Annotated in this window: 15 protein-coding genes; 13 read left to right on the forward strand and 2 right to left on the reverse strand. The window is 34.9% G+C overall.

Annotation, left to right across the window (positions count from 1 at the left end; genetic code table 11):
* Positions 1 to 135: 135 nt before the first annotated feature.
* Complete coding sequence (locus QYB95_RS01200; protein ID WP_301136247.1) at positions 136 to 2,016, reverse strand: S-layer homology domain-containing protein; 1,881 nt, start codon at positions 2,014 to 2,016, stop codon at positions 136 to 138.
* A gap of 191 nt (positions 2,017 to 2,207) precedes the next feature.
* On the opposite strand from QYB95_RS01200, the gene QYB95_RS01205 reads away from it, so the two are divergent.
* The 12 genes from QYB95_RS01205 to QYB95_RS01260 all read left to right on the forward strand — a co-directional run bounded on the left by QYB95_RS01205 (position 2,208) and on the right by QYB95_RS01260 (position 15,403).
* Complete coding sequence (locus tag QYB95_RS01205) at positions 2,208 to 3,605, forward strand: N-acetylmuramoyl-L-alanine amidase (RefSeq protein ID WP_301136248.1); 1,398 nt, start codon at positions 2,208 to 2,210, stop codon at positions 3,603 to 3,605.
* Between the two features lie 813 nt (positions 3,606 to 4,418).
* Positions 4,419 to 7,097: an S-layer homology domain-containing protein gene (locus tag QYB95_RS01210; RefSeq protein WP_301136249.1), complete on the forward strand. Its 2,679-nt coding sequence runs from the start codon at positions 4,419 to 4,421 to the stop codon at positions 7,095 to 7,097.
* Positions 7,098 to 7,554: 457 nt separating this feature from the next.
* Entirely contained in the window at positions 7,555 to 8,019 is a 465-nt protein-coding gene (locus tag QYB95_RS01215; RefSeq protein WP_301136250.1) for a JAB domain-containing protein, read from the forward strand.
* A 16-nt stretch (positions 8,020 to 8,035) separates the two neighbouring features.
* Entirely contained in the window at positions 8,036 to 8,335 is a 300-nt protein-coding gene (locus QYB95_RS01220; RefSeq protein WP_301136251.1) for a hypothetical protein, read from the forward strand.
* A 210-nt stretch (positions 8,336 to 8,545) separates the two neighbouring features.
* Entirely contained in the window at positions 8,546 to 9,418 is an 873-nt protein-coding gene (locus QYB95_RS01225) for a tyrosine-type recombinase/integrase (protein WP_301136252.1), read from the forward strand.
* Positions 9,419 to 9,431: 13 nt separating this feature from the next.
* Positions 9,432 to 9,821: a hypothetical protein gene (locus QYB95_RS01230; RefSeq protein WP_301136253.1), complete on the forward strand. Its 390-nt coding sequence runs from the start codon at positions 9,432 to 9,434 to the stop codon at positions 9,819 to 9,821.
* On the forward strand, positions 9,821 to 10,123 hold the full coding sequence (locus tag QYB95_RS01235) for a DUF960 family protein (RefSeq protein WP_301136254.1): 303 nt from the start codon (positions 9,821 to 9,823) through the stop codon (positions 10,121 to 10,123). Before QYB95_RS01230 ends, QYB95_RS01235 begins: the two co-directional genes overlap by 1 nt.
* A gap of 745 nt (positions 10,124 to 10,868) precedes the next feature.
* Positions 10,869 to 11,405, forward strand: a complete 537-nt coding sequence (locus tag QYB95_RS01240; protein ID WP_301136255.1) for a hypothetical protein — start codon at positions 10,869 to 10,871, stop codon at positions 11,403 to 11,405.
* 79 nt (positions 11,406 to 11,484) lie between these two features.
* A complete protein-coding gene (locus QYB95_RS01245; RefSeq protein WP_301136256.1) occupies positions 11,485 to 11,778 on the forward strand; it encodes a hypothetical protein in 294 nt (97 codons plus the stop codon).
* Positions 11,779 to 11,876: 98 nt separating this feature from the next.
* A complete protein-coding gene (locus QYB95_RS01250) occupies positions 11,877 to 13,763 on the forward strand; it encodes a DUF927 domain-containing protein (RefSeq protein WP_301136257.1) in 1,887 nt (628 codons plus the stop codon).
* A gap of 98 nt (positions 13,764 to 13,861) precedes the next feature.
* Positions 13,862 to 14,737: a tyrosine-type recombinase/integrase gene (locus QYB95_RS01255; protein WP_301136258.1), complete on the forward strand. Its 876-nt coding sequence runs from the start codon at positions 13,862 to 13,864 to the stop codon at positions 14,735 to 14,737.
* A 12-nt stretch (positions 14,738 to 14,749) separates the two neighbouring features.
* Complete coding sequence (locus QYB95_RS01260; RefSeq protein ID WP_301136259.1) at positions 14,750 to 15,403, forward strand: hypothetical protein; 654 nt, start codon at positions 14,750 to 14,752, stop codon at positions 15,401 to 15,403.
* A gap of 798 nt (positions 15,404 to 16,201) precedes the next feature.
* On the opposite strand, the gene QYB95_RS01265 is transcribed toward QYB95_RS01260, so the two are convergent.
* Positions 16,202 to 16,363, reverse strand: a complete 162-nt coding sequence (locus QYB95_RS01265; RefSeq protein ID WP_301136260.1) for a hypothetical protein — start codon at positions 16,361 to 16,363, stop codon at positions 16,202 to 16,204.
* A gap of 67 nt (positions 16,364 to 16,430) precedes the next feature.
* On the opposite strand from QYB95_RS01265, the gene QYB95_RS01270 reads away from it, so the two are divergent.
* Positions 16,431 to 18,131, forward strand: a complete 1,701-nt coding sequence (locus tag QYB95_RS01270) for a hypothetical protein (RefSeq protein WP_301136261.1) — start codon at positions 16,431 to 16,433, stop codon at positions 18,129 to 18,131.
* The last annotated feature ends 569 nt before the right edge of the window (positions 18,132 to 18,700 follow it).

An 18,700-nucleotide genomic window follows, 5' to 3' on the forward strand; every position in this document is an offset into this window, starting at 1 on the left:
ACCGCACTATCATACCATAAATGGAAACGTTGCAGTTAATTTTCGAAAGACATTGAAAAATAGGGAAGTATGTAGAAAAAACTCCCTCGAATAGTCGAAGGAGTTTCTAGTGGAGTGTTGATAAACACCATGTATTTAAGGAGTAGTTACAGGAGCCTTAGGTTGAGATGGTTGTACGATATAGTCTCCATGTACCCAACCAGGTTCCTGATTGTAAAGTACTTTATACCATAAGCCCTCTTTAATAAATTGGCCGTTCTCGTCTTTGACACCTAGGATATAGCCGTTAGCTTTGGCCATACCGATGATACTGCTTGTAGTATTTGGCTGAGATCGCACGTTAAGGCCAGTATTGTTGTTTTTAATTTTTAAAGCATCCGGGAATGTTAAATATTGTCCTGATACCCATCCTGTTTTGCCGTTCGCCGTGATTTTGTACCAGCCACCATTTTCACCAAGTACAGTAACTTCTGTATCGTTTGCTAATGTTGCAATCACCGTTCCGTATACAGGATATGATCTGAAATTCAACGGAATTGTTGGAGAAACTACTTTTCCGGTTGCTCCATTTAAAGTTGGATACACAACATATTGATCTTGTATTGCTGGCATAGGTGAAGTAGCAGGTTGTCCTGAATATTGCGGAACATCGAATACTAATTTTGTTGACTCATTTGCCCCTGTTAGTTCATAAATGTCTCGAATCTTATCTGCCTGTATAACAGCCCACATAACATGAGTAGCGTATTGATGGTCAGTAGGTTTAGCAGGATTCCAGCGCATTTCATATAATGTGTCTTGTCCGATGCCGATATATCGATCCTTAACAAATTTCGCCCCACCGACAATTGCCTGTCTTACAGTAAACCAACCATTTTGGTAGGCTGTTTCTGAACCATACTTATTGGCATCCTTGTCAATTGCGCCAATCCCATAAAAATTATAGGTTGTTTTTATATCTTTTAAATTTGAGCGATTTGAAGTTGTTACCATTTCTGGTTTGCCTTCAGCATTCACTCCAACCTCAATACCATTTGCCAATTTTGAAGTTCCATTGCCAGTTTCGTGCAAAGCGTGCGACATTAAATAGATGGCATTAATCTCGTAATCTAGTCCAGCCTGGATAAAGGCATCTGCTGTTCCTGATAATATTCCTTTTCCGTAGAGAACTTTGTCATTAATAGTAGTTGCTTTTAAATTTGCTACGGGTGTAGATAATTTAAGGAATTGGTAATATTCATCACTATCTTTTGAAAAATTCCCCGGGTTCATGTAATAAGCTGCCAGGGATTTTGTTGCCGTAAACAATCCAGCACCATCAACCTTTGGACTGTTGTTTGATTGGAGATAAACAGCCGTTGCAAAATCAGTTTGGTAATTTGTCGTATGGTATTCCTTACCTGCAAGAACGCTTGGATTTAAGACACGATAAATCACGGTTGCAGCTTCTGCCCGAGTTGCCTGTGCTAGTGGAGCAAATAAATTATTTGGCTTGCCCACAATATAACCTGAAGTTACAACATGCTGTACATCCTCTTTTGCCCAGGGAGCAATAGATGAATTGTCATTGAATTTAAGGGATGTCGCGGATGTTTCTACGTTTAAGTAATCCAATGCTCTTTTAATCATCACTGCCATTTGTTGTCGGTTGATTTTATCATTCGGTTTAAATCCACCTTTGCCGTCACCTTCAATAAGTCCAAATGAAGATGCTCTATTAACAGAATCATAGAACCAATCAACTTGCGCTACATCATTAAAGTTTGAAGTAGTAGAGACAGCTGGCAACTCTAATGCTCTTACTAGAAAAGTAGCGAATTCTGCACGAGTAACATCCTTGTTAGGCAGATAGTTTCCAAGTTGGTCACCTTTCAAAATATCATTGTCAATCAGATAATTTAATTCATTATAAGCCCAATGCCCAGAAAGATCTTCAGCATGTGAGATAGTAGGTGACACAGTACCTGCTGCGATAAACAATCCCAATCCCAAGGCTACCGATAATCTACGTTTCATTTACAAACTCCTCTCTTAAATACTAACTCTCTACTAAATTAACAGATTCTAGCAGAAAAATATAGAGGTGTTTTTTAGAATTAAACTAGTAGAATACTACCTTTATTTTGGTTTTATGTCGAAACCATCATCGAAATATGGTATATTTTGAATATCTTTAATAGAAATAAAGAATATAGTAAGGAGAACAAATGATGGTAAAAAGAGCAACTGGTTTGTGGATTATCCTTGTTTTGGTATGTATGGCTTTAGTTCCCTTGAATTCAGCATCTGCAAATACACTCTCTGATATTCCGGATGCCTATTCAAAAGAAATCAACTATTTAATAGGAAAGAATATCATTACTGGATATGAAGATGGTGAATTTAAACCGAATCAATTAGTCACAAGAGAAGAAGCCGCAACGATGATTGGAAAAGCTTTAAACCTTAACGGTTCAACTCCGCGAGTTACAAATTTCAGTGACGTAAACCCGAATTCATATGCTGCAGGTTATATTCAAAGCGCAAACGACCAAAAGATTATTACGGGATATACGGACGGAACATTCAAACCTAAAACGAACATGACTCGACTAGAGATGGCTTATTTATTATCAAATGCTTTTAAGTTAACAGATACAAGTAAAGTCTTCTACACAGATATGCCATCAGGTACTGCTCAGTCAAATGCCATTGCGGGTATTACAAACGCTGGCGTGACAAATGGCTATACAGATGGAACGTTCAAACCAAGCGCTTCGATTTCAAGAGCCGAGTTTGCCATAATGCTTGCTCGTGTTTTAAATGATACATTTAAAGTACAACCACCTGAAGTTACTGGTAAAACTCAATATGTAACAGTTGATAGTTTAAATGTTAGAACTGGTCCTGGTACAAGCTATGCCAAGATCGGCAGCCTGGGATTTGGCGATAAAATTACTACATATTCTAAAACCGGCGATTGGATTTATGTGAAAACGAGTAGTACTGTTGGTTATGTGCATACTGCCTATATTTCTACAACTGTACCGACTCCAGCACCTACGCCAAGCGGAAAAAAAATAGTGGCACTAGATGCAGGACATGGAGCACATGATCCAGGTGCTGTAAAAAATGGATTAAGTGAAAAGAATATGACTTTGGCGATTGCATTAAAAGTTAGAGATATTTTAAAGCAATCGGGTATTGAAGTTGTAATGACACGTTCTACTGACACATATTTAAGTTTGGATGAACGAGTTAGTGTAGCACAAAAAAGCGGAGCAGATATCTTTGTCAGCCTACATATGAACTCGGCAACAAATACCTCAGCAAGTGGAACGGAAACCTACTATACAAATGCTGGTACGACGTCAAGGGCAACAGCAAGTAAAGCACTAGCAGAATTTATTCAAGAAAGATTAGTGGACGAACTTGGAACAAAGGACCGAGGAGAAAAAACGGAGAATTATCGCGTAATTTACAAAAATTCTCTTCCAGCAGTACTAGTAGAGATGGGCTTTATTTCAAACACGGCAGAAGCAAAGTTGATCAATACCCACCAAACGGAAACTGCGAAAGCCATTGCTTTAGGAATTCAAGATTACTTTAAATGGGCTGAAAAATAATTTTATAGATTGGGATAAAACCCTGATAAACCATTTTCCTCGAGTAGGAAAATGGTTTTTTTGTGTAGCTTTGAATTAATTTCCGTTGCCGGAGTCGCTTTCAAGGGCACGTCTCGGGCCTGTGGTACCTCCTCGCGTGAGGGACCTCCCGTGGAAGCGTTGAACGAACCTATGGCTTAGAAATATATTGATCTGTAGTGAAAGGGGTAGCCTTCAGCGGCACCACTCCCAACAATTGAGAAGTCAATTTTTTACTATGATTTCTTCAAAGTTCAAAGAGTTTTCATTTCTAGGCCATCCTCTTTTTTAGTTGAAATAAAGTTTTAAAACAATTGAAACATTTGTCATAATTCGGGTAAAATTGAATACAGTGGATAGGGAGTGGAAATTTAGGGATGAAAATACTACTAGGTTTTAAGATGGGAATGGCTTCATAAAACCCGAAATATTAGTATTTCTTACCTTTTTTTGCTCCTATTTAATAATGCAAGAGTAAGTGGAAAAGGATATACAAAGGATGAAAAAAATGGTTCTATACACCAAAATGTAGTTAAATTACTTTAAAATATAAAAATAGGAACATGCTTGAAATTACCAAAAGATAGTGTTATAGTTTTGTAGTAAGTAAATGACTCTACTAACAATGGTAACCAATCTATGGCATATATTAGTAGATTTACTACAGAATTTACTTTGTTTTCCTTATTATTCTAGAAGACTATAATACATATTTACTATTCCTTGCTGAGAAGGAGTAATATAGTTTTCACAGAATAATATATTATTTTTAAGAATTCAGGGAGGAATACATTAATGACAAAGCAAAACAAAGGTCGTAAATTATTCGCGACAACAGCAACAGCAGCATTAGTTGCTTCTGCAATCGTACCAGTAGCTTCAGCTGCTGAATTAAACGATTTCGATTCTGTTGCATCTTGGGCAAAGGACGCTGTTAAATCTCTAGTAGATTCAGGCGCTGTTCAAGGGGACAACAACGGGAACTTCAACCCAACTAAAGAATTAACTCGTGCACAAGGTGCTGAAATTTTAGCTAAAGTTTTAGATTTAAAAGCAGAAGGAACTGAAGACTATTCTGACGTAACTTCATCAAACTGGTTCTACGACGCAGTTCGTGCAACTTCACCTGAATTATTCATCGGTAACGAAAAAGGTGAATTCAATCCAAACGATAACTTAACTCGTCAAGAAGCTGCAAAAGTTCTTGTAAATGCATTCGAGTTATCTGGATCTGAATCTTTAGATAGCTTCCGTGATGCTTCTAAAGCTGGTAAATGGGCAATCAACTATTTAGAAACTGCTGTTGCTAACGGTGTTATCAACGGTAAAGGTTCTTTATTAGCACCAACTGACACTATCACTAACCAAGAATTCGCTACTATGGTTAAACGTGCTCAAGACGCTGCTGTACCAGCTGTAACTGCTGTAAGTGCGACTAACACAACTGACCTTAAAGTAACTCTTGGCGGTAACTTAAAAGACGTTACTGTAACTGCTGAAGATTTTGAAGTAACAGTTGACGGAACAAAAGTCTCTTTCACTGTTGAGAAAGTAAGCGAAAAAGAATATACATTAAAACTTTCTAGCGCTTTAGTAGCAGGAGCAAAAGTAGAAGTAGTTGGCTTAAAAGATCTTGATGGTTCAAAAGCTAGCACAACTTATTCTCCAATCTCAATTACAAGTGTTGATGCAGTTGCGACAACAGTTGTAGACAATAAAGATGGTCAAACTTTAAAAATTAAAGCTAACGGCGTTGAAACTACACCTGCAGAATTAGCAGCTCAAGGTTATACTGTATCATTTGTTGCTAGTAAAAATGTATTTGGCGCAGCTGCTTCTACAAGCACAACTGGTGAGTTAGACGAAGCACAATTAGCTACTTTATTATCTTCTGCTAAACAAACTGACTTCACATACAGAGTATCTGTACAAAAAGACAATGTTGTTGTTACTTCTAAAAGTGCAGATGTATTAATTATTGACGCTGATCAAACTGCAGTTTCTGAAATCAAAACTGTAGATCTTGGTGATGTTGCTGCAGTTGGAGTTAACAACAATGCAACTTCTGCATCATATACAATTGATACATTAACAGGTAACAAACTTGTTGTTGGTGAAACAGTAGATGTTGAAGGTGTTGTTGCTACACTTGCTGATGGACGTAACGATATCGACTTAATCGCTACTACAGGTAATGTTAGCTATGAGTCTTCAGACGTTCGTATTGCAACTGTGTCAGGTAACACAATCACTGCTAAGGGTGTTGGTACTGTAACAATTAAAGTGAAATCTGGTAACATCTCTAAAGATATTACTTTACAAATTGTTGAAGCTCCACGTAAATTATCTTTAGCTACAGTAAGTAAATCATCACTTAACTTAGCGCACGGTGCAGCAGTTCCTGTTCTAGTAACATTAAAAGACCAATATGGTGAAACTTTTGGTTCTAAAACTGATTTAGTACCAGTAGAAGCAAAGAATACTGCTAACACAGCTATTACTACAACTACTGCTGCTGGTGGTACAGATGACGCTACTAACGGTGAATTCTATTACACAATTACAGCTGCAACTGGTGTAACTGGTGCTGGTAAAGTAGAATTCAACCATGCTAATAGTGCTAAACTAGCATCTACTTCTGTAACTGTTGGAGCTGCAGCTTCTACAACAACATTTAAATTAGAATTAAACAAAAATACTATTAACTTAAACCCAGCTTCTACTGATAGCAAGATTACACTTACTCTTAATGAGTATGGTGCAAGTGGTCAATATGTTGGAGCAGCTGACTTAGATGACTATACTGTAGAAATCTTTGATGCTAATGGTACTCCAATTAGTAATATTACTGGAGCTAACCTTGAAGGTGCAGTAGATAACGGAATCTATGAATTAACAAGACATAATTTAATTGCTGAGAATGCTAATGCTGTTGTTGCGGGTACTACTTATCCTTCAATTTCAAACTTTGAAACTGGTACTGGTTTAATTAAAGTTACTGATACTGTATCAGGTGATGTGTATTCAGCTAACTTTACTATTACTGATTCAGCACCTACAGTTAACTCTGCTACTTTCTTAGATGGTTTTGAAATTAAATCTGGTGTAAACGTTACTGCACCATTATCTACTTTCCTTACTAAAGTAGGAACTACTGCTACTGCAGGTGATGGAATTGTGAGATATGAAGTAGATGGAACAGATGCAAATCTAGTACACATGTATTATGAAACAGCAAACACTCCTGATGGATACGACTATGGTACAGATGTATACCTTGGAAGACTTGAAACTAACTTTGTGAGCGGTGGTTCAAGTGCAGTTCTTGACTTCACTACGGATGGTAGTGGCAATGTAACATTCGATGCTACTGCAGATACTACTAACGCAACATTCCAATTTGATGTTGTTAAACGTGGTGCAGCAACTACAGCTTCTTCAGTTGTTAAGAAAAACATTGTAGTTAAACCATAATTTATATTCTTGTAATAAAACTCTATGGAGAGAAATCTCTATAGGGTTTTTTTACTTATTTAATAATAAAGAGTGAAAGTGCTTATATGTATCGTACGATGCTACGGTGTTTAAATATTCAGCGATTTTCAATTGTATCGTTCCCAAATCAAATTGTGCAGCTTCTCCTGGTATGTAGCAAAGGTCTAGGTGTTTTACATACAATCGTGTTCTTTCTTCAACGTGTATAATACCTCTAAAGTTGAATTGATGTGTATCGTATGTACAAACAATTCTGATCATTTAATATAATTACAAAATTAACGACAAGCTTTGTGGAGAGAAGTTTCAGCAGGTATTTTTCTTTTATCGTCATAACAAAACTTTCAAACATATATTATTACCTTGATATGAGCACTAACATCTTCTACAGGTGTTAGTGCTTTTGTATTTACTAAACATTCAAGGAGTGATTTACATGGAAGAAAATCAAAAAAAAGTACCTGCAAAACGTTTAGACATTGTGCAAGTGAAATTAGTGAGGGAGAAAACAATGTTGTACAAAAATCGTCGTATTCGTTCCCCGCATGATGCCTATGAGTTGATGAAAGAATTTTTAGGTATTGTTGATCGTGAACATTTCATCGTCTTATGCATGGACACGAAGAACCAACCCACATGCATCCAAACAGTCCATATTGGTTCTCTCAACTCTAGTATTGTACATCCAAGGGAGGTACTGAAAATGGGAATCCTCTCAAACGCTGCTAGTATTTTAGTAGGGCATAACCATCCCAGTAATGATACTACTCCTTCTCCAGAAGACATTGCAGTTACGAAACGTTTGATTGAAGCAGGAGAGCTTATTGGTATTGAAGTTATTGACCATCTAATTCTGTGCGAAGATAACTTCCGTTCACTAAAGGAAGAGGGGTATATGTAGAAAGGGGTGTTCGATCATGCCAGTTGAAAAACGACTATCACAAGTATTAACTAAGAAACTCGGTTACTATGTTCCAATTCGTGAAATTGGGCATGAAACAATCTCCTTTTACAAAGAAGAGGTAGATCACTTACTTGTACCATCACACATCATCAATCACTTAGCTGAACCGATTATCGCTGATAGTGCAAGCTATACAGATGCCGTTGGTAATTACTACTTAGTCATCATCATTGAAACAAGATTACCAGAACCATATGAAGTATGGTTGGTCAACGACGAAGTTGTATCTGAATTTTTGGATGCAGTTGATTGAACAACTCGCGACAATTCTAAAAAGAAACTCACGTCAAAAGTAAATGATGAAAATAGTGAAATTATGAAGTTCATGCCACACATGGTATGAGCTATTTTTGTATGCCTAAAAACTCACGACATTAATATAAAACATGAAAAGAAAGATAGTGATACGAAGTAGCCTGTAAAAAGTGTTACTTCTTTTTTTATTTTTAGGAGGTGACAAGGGATGCAATCTCAAATAATAAAACGGTTTCAGACATGGTTAGAAGAGGATGGAAGAGCTACATCAACTGTTTCAAGTTATGTGAATGATGTCAAGAAATTCTGTGAGTATTTGATAGAGAAAGAAGTAGATTTAGAAGTACCAATTAGTCGCTTTTACTTCACTAGCTATATGAAACACCTAGAATCGGAGGGAGTGAAGATTAGTACTTGTAATAAAAAGATTAATTCATTAAAAGTGTACAATGATTGGCTATTCAAAAATAGAATAGTAGATAATATTTTCATTAGTATCAAAAAATATAAAGTAAAAATTGCCAATGGATCAGAAGCCGAGGTAAGCATATTAAACGACCAACAGGTAGAACAATTCCTTTTCTATCTAGAAAAAGAAACACAACGCAACAAACTGATTGGCTACCTACTATTGTATACAGGGATTCGAGTGAGTGAACTAGTCTTCATAAAACTAACAGACGTGGATCAATTGACGTCACATCTCACAGTCAGGGGGAAAGGCGGAAAAATTCGAGAGATTCCCTTGCGGAAAGATGTACTGGTAGTCATGAAACAATATCTCAAGTTTGAACGAAGTCAGAGTAAATTTGCGGAAAGCTCCTACCTACTCCTCAGTCAACGAGCTGAAAAGATGCACAGAGATGCTGTCAGAAGATGGCTAGAAGAAACAGGCAGTCACCTAGGATTTCACATTCATCCACACATGCTTCGACATACATTTTGTACAAGATTGATTAGAAATGGTGCTGAAATTAGCACCGTTTCAAAACTAGCTGGTCATGCTGGCATCAATATGACAGTGAAATACTACATCAATACATCAAAAGAAGAAAAACAAAATGCGGTAGAACTACTATAAGAAAGGTGAAATAATGAAAATTATTCAATGTATAAGTGATATTGAGTATCTTAAATCTGAAAACAAGCTCCCTAAACCACTAATAAATGAGATCGAACAAGACTTATTAGCTATATACGAAGCTGAACCAGATGATGTTTATTTATTGAATTTTCGATTGCCATTAGTGCAAGCTCTTTTTATTTTCGAAGCAGGTGATAATGTACTAGCTATTCTTAATGACCCTTTTACAAGAGAATATGTAGAAGAAATTACGGTAGATGATGTTAAATATTATCGATGTGGTTTACGAAAAGGACTGTCTATGCAACTCTACTATTCATTAAAGAATATTCATAATGAGGAAACGGAGGAATGGCTTAGTGAACAAGTAGTATGGAATGAAGGGATTAGTGACCTATAATGTTTGGACCTAGTAAACCATTTTACATGACAAGAGCGATTGCAGAGGGATTACCAGTTGAACATCAACAATTCATCCTGCGATATCTTTTCGAACATAATCATCAGTTAACGGACTATCTACAAATCTATGATATCTACATTGAGAATGAGCAACAATGGCTCATTCAACGACAAAATGAACCACAACAAGAAACAATCATCCATGTTGAAATAACAACAGATAAACCAATCAATCGAAAGGTATGGGTGATGGATCAAGTAGACCATAACATAATACTGTTTCCTGAAGATTATTTATGAGGCTGCAATAAACGTTCCAATTAGTAATTAAAATAAAGTAATTGTGAAATTGGCAATTTAGAATTTGTATTGAATAGCACACCTTTTCCCCATTAACCTTCTTAATCCGAAGGTTGGGGGGTTTTTAAAATTGTTATTAGTTACAATAACTACTCCTGTTCTTAAGACTGGCGAAACTAGTGGGCTAAAATGGCATTCTTTCTTTTAGTTAAAATCACATAATCAAATACAGTCTTAAGGTTTATGGGTAATCCATTAAATTACTAAAATCTGAACACCTTTTATACATAAGAAATAGCAGGATTACCTTAAGAAATGATTGTTCACAAGATAGACATAATTCATCTTTTTATCTAATATCTGATTTTGAAAATTTTTTTTCTATTTTTTTCATTTGTAAATCTCCAGGAAAGATTATGCATCGTTCCTAAAAATAGCTATGTCGTTTTAGCCCCATAGTCCATAAAATCAAAAAGTTAATAAAATATTCGACTTTTAGAAAAAAATGTAAACTTAAGTGTTGAATTAAGCGTAACAGAAAAGTTGATATCATGCTATTTAACGAGATATAGTGTGCTTATTAACAAGTTAACTATCTGTTAAAAAACTATTGGAGGTATTCGAGAATAAAATTATATGCAAAAGATTGACCTAAGAGCACAATATAGTGGATTACATGGATATGATTTAGCAGCAGTTAGTATATAGTGCTAATAAAAACGAGGTGAAAATGGAGGTAGAAACGATGCAAAATAAAAAAAATGCTTTGAAGAATCGTAAAAACTTAGTAGGGATGACTATTTCTGATGTAAATGAATCTAGTAATAACATAATAGATCAAAATGATAATTTAGAGCGTACTAATAATCATAGTTTAAGTTTTAAGCAAAAAGATGCTGAATGGTTAGAATCACTTAAAACCATAAAACCTGTGCCGAACCGATCAGTTTCTTCTGGAGGTTGTTTAGGCGTAGTCAATAGTTCAAATGGAAAACGATTAGTGATTTCCAAAGAAGTCATTCGTAATATAAGCTGTCCAGATAAAATTCTGTGTTCTATTGACGAGGATAATGCTTTAGTACTTTCGGTTTGCTTTGAGGACTCAAGAGATGGTCATACACTCAAAGGTAAAGATTTTAAAAACGTTATTTATAGCGCAGCACTTGTTGAAAAAATTACTGAGATTTTTGAGTTGGACTTTGACAATTGCACAAGTCAAACCGTGGGGAAAGTTGAGAATGTTACGGTGGAAGATAATATTTATGCCTATATTACAAAATAGAAACCATTTGGAATGTGATACAGAAGTAGTTCGCTCACCAAAAAAATCATAGTTAAATAAAAAAATTGAGGTGTTTATTATGCAAAATATCTATCAAATTGAAGTCTTTAATCCTTATAGTGACACAGGTCAATGTAAAGCAATCTTACTAACAGAATTATTAACTAGCCTTAAAACTGAGGGTACTATCGAGTATAAACAGTTTTCGGAAAAAGTGGCCGATGGATGCAAAGAATATTTTAAAATCTCTTTCCAAGAAAGTTCGTTGATGACTTCATGGACTCGAATCGATATATTGCTATGTGCAATGTATGATGATGATTATAAATTTCAATCAAAATTCACAGAAAGTATTAGTCAGTTAATTAATTAAAGTGCCATAGGTTATTAAAGCTAAAAGAACATCAATCCAAAATAATAAATGAACAGAGTGAGTGGGGCTAAGCCCCTTCTCAATTAGGGGGAAATACATTGAAAGCGAAACTTAGAGCAAAAAAAGTACCAAACATCCGAGCAACAACCTTACCCGATCCAAAAGAAACTCTTACTTTCGGTAATTTTGAAGTAAAAAATCATAACATTTATTACTGGAAAAAAGTTAATGGTAAAGAAGAACTAGAGTTAGTACATGTATCATCTCTTATATGGATTAATGAAATTAGACAAAACAGTGAAACAAATGAAATTGAATATGAATTAATTTTCCGTTATAACAATCTTTTCTATTCAACTATGGTATCTCGTAATATTTTAAGTGAAAAAGGGCTTCAAACCCTAATACCAATAGGTGCAGATATTCATAAAGGTAATCAAGATTTAGTATCGATGTTTTTACGAGTCCAAGAATGGCAGGTTAAGAAAGTAAGACATACACATAAATTATTGGGTTGGGCAAATGTGTCAGAAGAGTTAGCTTATTATCATTCAGAGAAACATAGTAGTAATCCTAAAGACACATCTGAATATATCGGTGGATTTAATATTCAACCAAAAGGAACATTTGAAGAGTGGTTCAAAATGGTAAAGCAAGATGTCATTGGACGTGTACCACTAGAATTTGCATTAATTTGTGGGTTTGCAGCCCCTGTATTATCACTACTTTCACAATTTCTATCGCTTAAAGTCATGGTTGTCAGTTTTGTTGGTGAAAGTTCTACTGGTAAAACGATTAGTGCCAAACTTGCTGTAAGTCCGTTTGGTAATCCAGATAACGGAGGACTTGTAGACAGTTGGAATAGCACAATCAACGCAATGATGAAGACACTCGCTAACAATAATGGAGTTCCCATCGTTTTTGATGAAGCATCAATCAACGCTGGTCAAAACTTGACGTCTTCCATCTATCAATTTGCGGAAGGGCAAGAACGTAAAAGACTAGATTCAGAGAGTGAAATTCGAGATTTGGCAAAATGGATGACACTCATCATCTTCACAGCAGAACACCTAATCATAGAGAAGGCAAACCAAAATTCAGGATTACGTGTCCGAATCCTAGAATACCAAGTGCAGAAATGGACTGATGATGCTGAACATGCAATCCGATTAAAAAATACAGTTGAACAGCACTACGGTCATGCAGGACCAAAATTCATTGATTTTCTAATTCGGAATTTTGATAAAGATCAGTATATTGCCCAATACGAACAAAGTCGGAAAGAAGTAGATAATGCATTAATTGAAAAAGATGAATTCTCGAGTCGGCTGACTGAAAACTATGCTGTGATGGTCTTAACCGCAAAATTAGTGAATCAATGCTTCAATATAGGGGTAAATGAGGAAGCTCTCCTTCAATTTATTGTTGAGCAAGATAAAGAAATGATGACAACACGAACACTTGAAAGTCGAGCAGTAGATATAATTCAGCAAAACGTATTAACTCATCAAACGAAATTTAGTGTTGATGGTGGTCAAGTTACAGGGACATTAACCTATGGAACGATATTACAAAAAGAAGATTATACAGAAGTAGCGATAGTAAAGAGTGTAATGGATGAATGGCTTTCTGAAGCTAAATTCTCAAGTAAACAAGTGGTTTTAAAAACTCTTAAAGCCAAAGGGTACTTAGATAATGAACAAGGTAAAAATACACGTACACGAAAAATACCTGTAGTTAACTCTACTAAATATGAAATAGAAGAATCAACATCATATGAAAAGGTGAGCAATGTTTTAAAAAGAGAAACTGTATATGTATTAAAGTTGCCAAGAAATTTATTAAATGTATTAAAGGAAGAAAAAAATGAATCTCCTACGGTCAAAAAACCATTTAATTCAAAACCTAAATCAAAATTACTAGGAAGTATAAAAGATAAGTTGGAGTCACCATCAATTGAGGAAATGTTTGATGATGATATTTAGTTAGTGGTCCAAATTACATTAAAAATGATGAAGCAACGGATTAATTCTGTTCTTCATATATATATTATTTTCTTAATAAAGGAAAAGGAGCGATTTCATTGAACCCAATACAAACATTAACAAACTTTGAAGAATGGTTAAGAAAACGAGATAAAAGTGAGGAAACAATATGTAGTTACATGGCATCTATAAAACGATTTATTAATCATAAACAGGAGCAAACAAATGGACCTGTATTAATCAATCAAATAAAAGAGGATGATGTTCAGTCTTTCGTACACTTTTTACAAACAAAGAAGCAGTATAAACCAGCAAGTATCAATGTGATGTTAAATGCTCTTCGAACATACTTTAAATTTGCTGAGCGTAATCAGTGGATTGAAAGAAATCCTACAATCCATATCGAAAGTGTTAAAAATCATAAAAAACGTCGGGACTATCTAACAATTGAAGAGATACAGCAATTACTAGATGTGATTGATCATCCAATTGCTAATTTAATCGTTCGTACTCTTGCATTTACTGGTTTACGTATTAGCGAATGTCTAGCATTAGAAATTGAAGATGTAGATTTTGTTAAAAACCTCATCTATGTACGTAAAGGTAAAGGGAATAAGCCACGGATGATTCCACTTTCAGAATCACTAAAACCATATCTAGTCGAGTACATTGTAGGGCAACGATCCTCCATCGAAGAGAGCACAAAATTGTTTGCGACACAAAAAACAGGTGGATTCTCAGCAGTCTACATCAATCGAATTCTCAAGGATGCGACAGAACAACTTGACTGGAAAAAACATGTCACAGCGCACACACTTCGTCATTCCTTTGCATCAGAACTGGTACGTCAACAAGTGGAATTGCCTAAAGTAGCAGCATTATTAGGACATAGTGATTTTAGAACTGTTACATCCATTTATGTTCACATTGCAGATGACGAGCTACAAAAAGCAGTTGAACTGATTCAACTTTAGGAGGAATCATTGATGTTAAAAGAAGCTATATTTGTTTCACCAGAAGAAGATGAGCGTGTTCAATTCATAATGGCAGAGTTAATGAAAGGGAAGTCGCGAGAGGAAGTAGCTACTTCCTTAGAATATAAAAATTTCAAATCTTTAGATATATATATGCGTAGAAGAGGTTATCGTTACGACAATAGCTTACAAAATTATGTTGCGGATATAGCAAATAATCCTATTGAAATATCTACTTCGAAAGCTAGTCGTGTCATTCAATTGTTGAGTGAATATCCTGACCAATTGGAATTAGTCTGTAGAAAATCGAACTTTAAAGACATGGATGAATTAGCAGCTTACATGACGAGTAAAAACTACAAATGGGATAGTGAAAAGCAAAACTATGTGAAAAAGTCATTAATTGCAGATGAGAGTGAAAATAATCCGATAGTTGAATCAGTTTCATCGATAACAAATAAGGAAAATGCAAACCAACAATCAAATTTAATAGAGTTTCTACCTATATTAAATATGCTAAAAAATAATGAGAATCGATTAGTGGAATTGCTAATGCCCTACGGTAAAGGTGCTACATTACCAAGATTTACAATAGAGGGAATTCCAAAATCAAAAACAGTACAGATGGTCAAAAGAATATTTCACAGCGAGATATCTTTGAAGTAGCATTAATTGAATTCTTTTCTAAGTACGGATATGAAAGAGAAGTAGAGAGATTGTTAACCGCTAAATGAATGTAGCAGAGAATGATGAGTTTTCTCATTCTCTACTACTTTTTTTGTATTTATAGAGTTTTTGAATATGATTTCCCGAAACCCCATTTTTTTTGGGGGATAGAAATAAATTTTTTTGTATGGACTATGGAATGGTTTATTCAATTAACAATAAAAGTAAAATTTGAGTTAAGAATAATATTAATGAATATTGTTACTTCATACTAACTAATTTAGGAATTACTATTTTATGAGTTTAGTAATTAATAATAGTATTATTTCAATTTTACTAATGAATTATTAAAGTACTTAAAAAAATGAAAGTAATACTGCTTACCAATTAGCAATGTTAGTAAGTGAGTTAAGAAATACTACATTACTAATACTGTTGTGAATATAAAAAAAACTAAGTTAGATATCACTGGCGATAATCATTGTATCCAAGATTTAAAAGGTTAAGTGAAATATTTTTCCAGCGTATATGTTCTAAGTCCACAAGTGCGGTTGGTTAACAGAATCTACTTTTACAAAAAGAGATTTATTTTTGATTGATCTTGCCCAAAAAAATTGGGGTTTTGGGATTTGTTGAGACTGATGGAGTTGCTTTCTTTTGAAAAGCATTTTTTGATAATACCTGCTTTTTCTCAGTATGGCAACTTTTGCTCTGTTTTTTCAATGGAACTTCTGTTGGATGAGCAACAAGACTTTGAGAATTATTGAGTTTGTTGGGTTTGTGCCACTTCGAAACTTCCTAAGATTTTGGTTGGTTTTGTGCGACTAACGCAAAAACTTTAACTGTTACTGGTAACGGTCTTAAAACTGCAACAGCAGCAGATTTCACTGTTGAAGGTAACACAGTTACTGCAGTAACTCCTGCTGCGGATGGTAAATCAGCTACTTTAACTCTTGACACTCCACTTGTTGATGGTCAAGAATACAAAGTAACTACTAAAGTTGGCGGAGAAACTAAAGAATTCACAGTGAAATTCACTTTCGTTCTTGCTGATGTAGTTGTAACTACAACTTCATTAGAAGCTAACAAAGACAAACAATTCTTACAAGTAACAATCAACGGTGCTGTGACTGACTTATCTACAATCGACGCACTTGGTTACGACATTGAATTCCAAGCTGACAAAGCAGTATTTGCTACTGTTTCTGAAGGAGTTGCTGGAGATGCAGCAACTACATCTGCTACAGGTGAAATTGACGAAACAGTTGAAGCAACTGAATTAAATGAATCATTTAATGTAAAAGCAGTACTTACTAAGGATGGCAAAACAGCTGAATCTAAAACTGTTAAAGTTGATGTAGTAAGTAAAGCAGTACCTGCAATTGGTAATATCGTACTTACAACTGATGTTTTAGAATTAACTAAAAATGTAGTTTCAACAAAAGACGATGAAGTAGCAGTTAAAGAAGTAGTTTCTAACACTGAAGATGTGATTAATGTATCTGGTTTATCATCATTTGCTTCTTCAAATCCAGAAGTTGCATTAATTAATGCTTCTACAGGTGAAATCACACCTATTAAAGCCGGTAAAACTACTATTTCTGTAAAAGCTGGTAATGTTGTTTACTCTAAAGAAATTACTGTAGTGAGCGAAGAGCGTGTAGCAACTAAAGCTACAGCAACTACTGCTAATGTAGCTCCTGGTTCTACTTATACAACAAAAGTAGCAATCACTGACCAATTTGGTGAAGATTTAGATGAAGCTTCTATTACTGCAGATAACATTAGTGTATCAGAAGTAACTGGAGTAACAGTTGCAACTGCAGATTTCACAAATGTAGCTGATGGTGAATTACCAGTAACAATTTCTCCTGCTGATACTGCGACAGCTGGTTCTTATACAGTAGTTGTTAAAGATTTAACTACACCTAAAAACCTTGGCCAATACACAGTTAGAGTTTCTGCTGATAATACAGCTGATAACTATAAATTAGTAGTGGCTGATTCTTCTAAAGGTGTTGCTAACTTAGCTGGAGATGACACTGTAACATTAAATGCAAATGAATTCACTAAATCAGGTGGTTTCTTAAAAACATTAGAGGATACTGATACAGCATTCACTGTTGAATCTGCAAACTCTAATATTGCTACTGTAGCATCATCAACTCTTCCTGAAGGTGGAGACATTGAAGTAACTGGTGTTAAAGTTGGTACAACTCAAATCATCTTGAAAAAAGGTGGAGTACAAGTAGCTACTGCAACAATTACAGTTAAAGAAGAAGTTCCAACAATTGAATCAATTACTTGGAAAGCTAATGGATCTACAATTACTGTAGCTGGTAAAGCAGTAACTTATAAAGATATCTTTACAATTACTGCTACTGCATCCGATGTTGATCCAATCGTAGAAAGTGTTAAATTAAACGAAACTACAACTTCAAAAGTTCGTATTGATTTAGACACTGAATCTGCACCTGTATTATACCTTGACCAAAATGATGACGGTACTTATGATGCAGAGGATGACGAAGTACTTGGTACAGTTGCTGCTCAATTAGCTGGTTCAGCTGGTCAAACTTATACTTCTTTAGGTTCAGATTGGACTGCAAATATCCTATCAGGAACTACTACTTCTGGTGATAAAGGTACACTTGTAATCACTGTAACTGACGATGACGCTAATACAACTGTAAGAGCATCTTCTACTCTTAATGTTGATGTAAAATAATTAACTGGTGTCTAACTAGTTAATATAACTCGAATTTGTCTTACTTATAGTTAGTCAAATTTGAAAATAATAGCTCTGTGGAGAGAAATCTCTGCAGGGCTTTTTTACTTTAAGAAGACGGACTTTTATTACTCATTATTAGTTGTTTATGGTATTTGCTATATTAGTTGAAAGAGAACAATTGAAGTTAATGGTGGTGAATTGTCTGGATCTAACGTCGTCGTTGACATTGACCGAATATTGGGCATTTACGAATGTTAAATTTAGGTTAGTTAGGTCGAGTTGGTGATACTGTAGGTACCACGCACTTTATATATGTCTAAAATGTGAGGTAGTAGTTCAAAGTAAGAAAGAGCGATTAAAATGACAATTCTGTTTTTCTGGAACTGTTTACAGGTGATAAGTAGTTTAATTTTTTATAAAGTTATTTAAAAATGTATGTCACTCTATTCATCAAACAGGCCATTTAACGGAATAAAAGTTTTAAATAAAATTGGATATTTATATTAAGGTGAGATTGTTAATAAATGTAATGAATTACACTAACGAGGAAGAATAACTTAATAAGG

Source organism: Ureibacillus aquaedulcis (genome assembly GCF_030418165.1).
GTDB lineage: Bacteria > Bacillota > Bacilli > Bacillales_A > Planococcaceae > Ureibacillus > Ureibacillus aquaedulcis.

Bases quoted from the DNA above. Each gene is read 5' to 3' on its own strand.
- QYB95_RS01200 (WP_301136247.1), bottom strand. From the start codon at position 2,016: ATGAAACGTAGATTATCGGTAGCCTTGGGATTGGGATTGTTTATCGCA.
- QYB95_RS01205 (WP_301136248.1), top strand. From the start codon at position 2,208: ATGATGGTAAAAAGAGCAACTGGTTTGTGGATTATCCTTGTTTTGGTA.
- QYB95_RS01210 (WP_301136249.1), top strand. From the start codon at position 4,419: ATGACAAAGCAAAACAAAGGTCGTAAATTATTCGCGACAACAGCAACA.
- QYB95_RS01215 (WP_301136250.1), top strand. From the start codon at position 7,555: ATGGAAGAAAATCAAAAAAAAGTACCTGCAAAACGTTTAGACATTGTG.
- QYB95_RS01220 (WP_301136251.1), top strand. From the start codon at position 8,036: ATGCCAGTTGAAAAACGACTATCACAAGTATTAACTAAGAAACTCGGT.
- QYB95_RS01225 (WP_301136252.1), top strand. From the start codon at position 8,546: ATGCAATCTCAAATAATAAAACGGTTTCAGACATGGTTAGAAGAGGAT.
- QYB95_RS01230 (WP_301136253.1), top strand. From the start codon at position 9,432: ATGAAAATTATTCAATGTATAAGTGATATTGAGTATCTTAAATCTGAA.
- QYB95_RS01235 (WP_301136254.1), top strand. From the start codon at position 9,821: ATGTTTGGACCTAGTAAACCATTTTACATGACAAGAGCGATTGCAGAG.
- QYB95_RS01240 (WP_301136255.1), top strand. From the start codon at position 10,869: ATGCAAAATAAAAAAAATGCTTTGAAGAATCGTAAAAACTTAGTAGGG.
- QYB95_RS01245 (WP_301136256.1), top strand. From the start codon at position 11,485: ATGCAAAATATCTATCAAATTGAAGTCTTTAATCCTTATAGTGACACA.
- QYB95_RS01260 (WP_301136259.1), top strand. From the start codon at position 14,750: ATGTTAAAAGAAGCTATATTTGTTTCACCAGAAGAAGATGAGCGTGTT.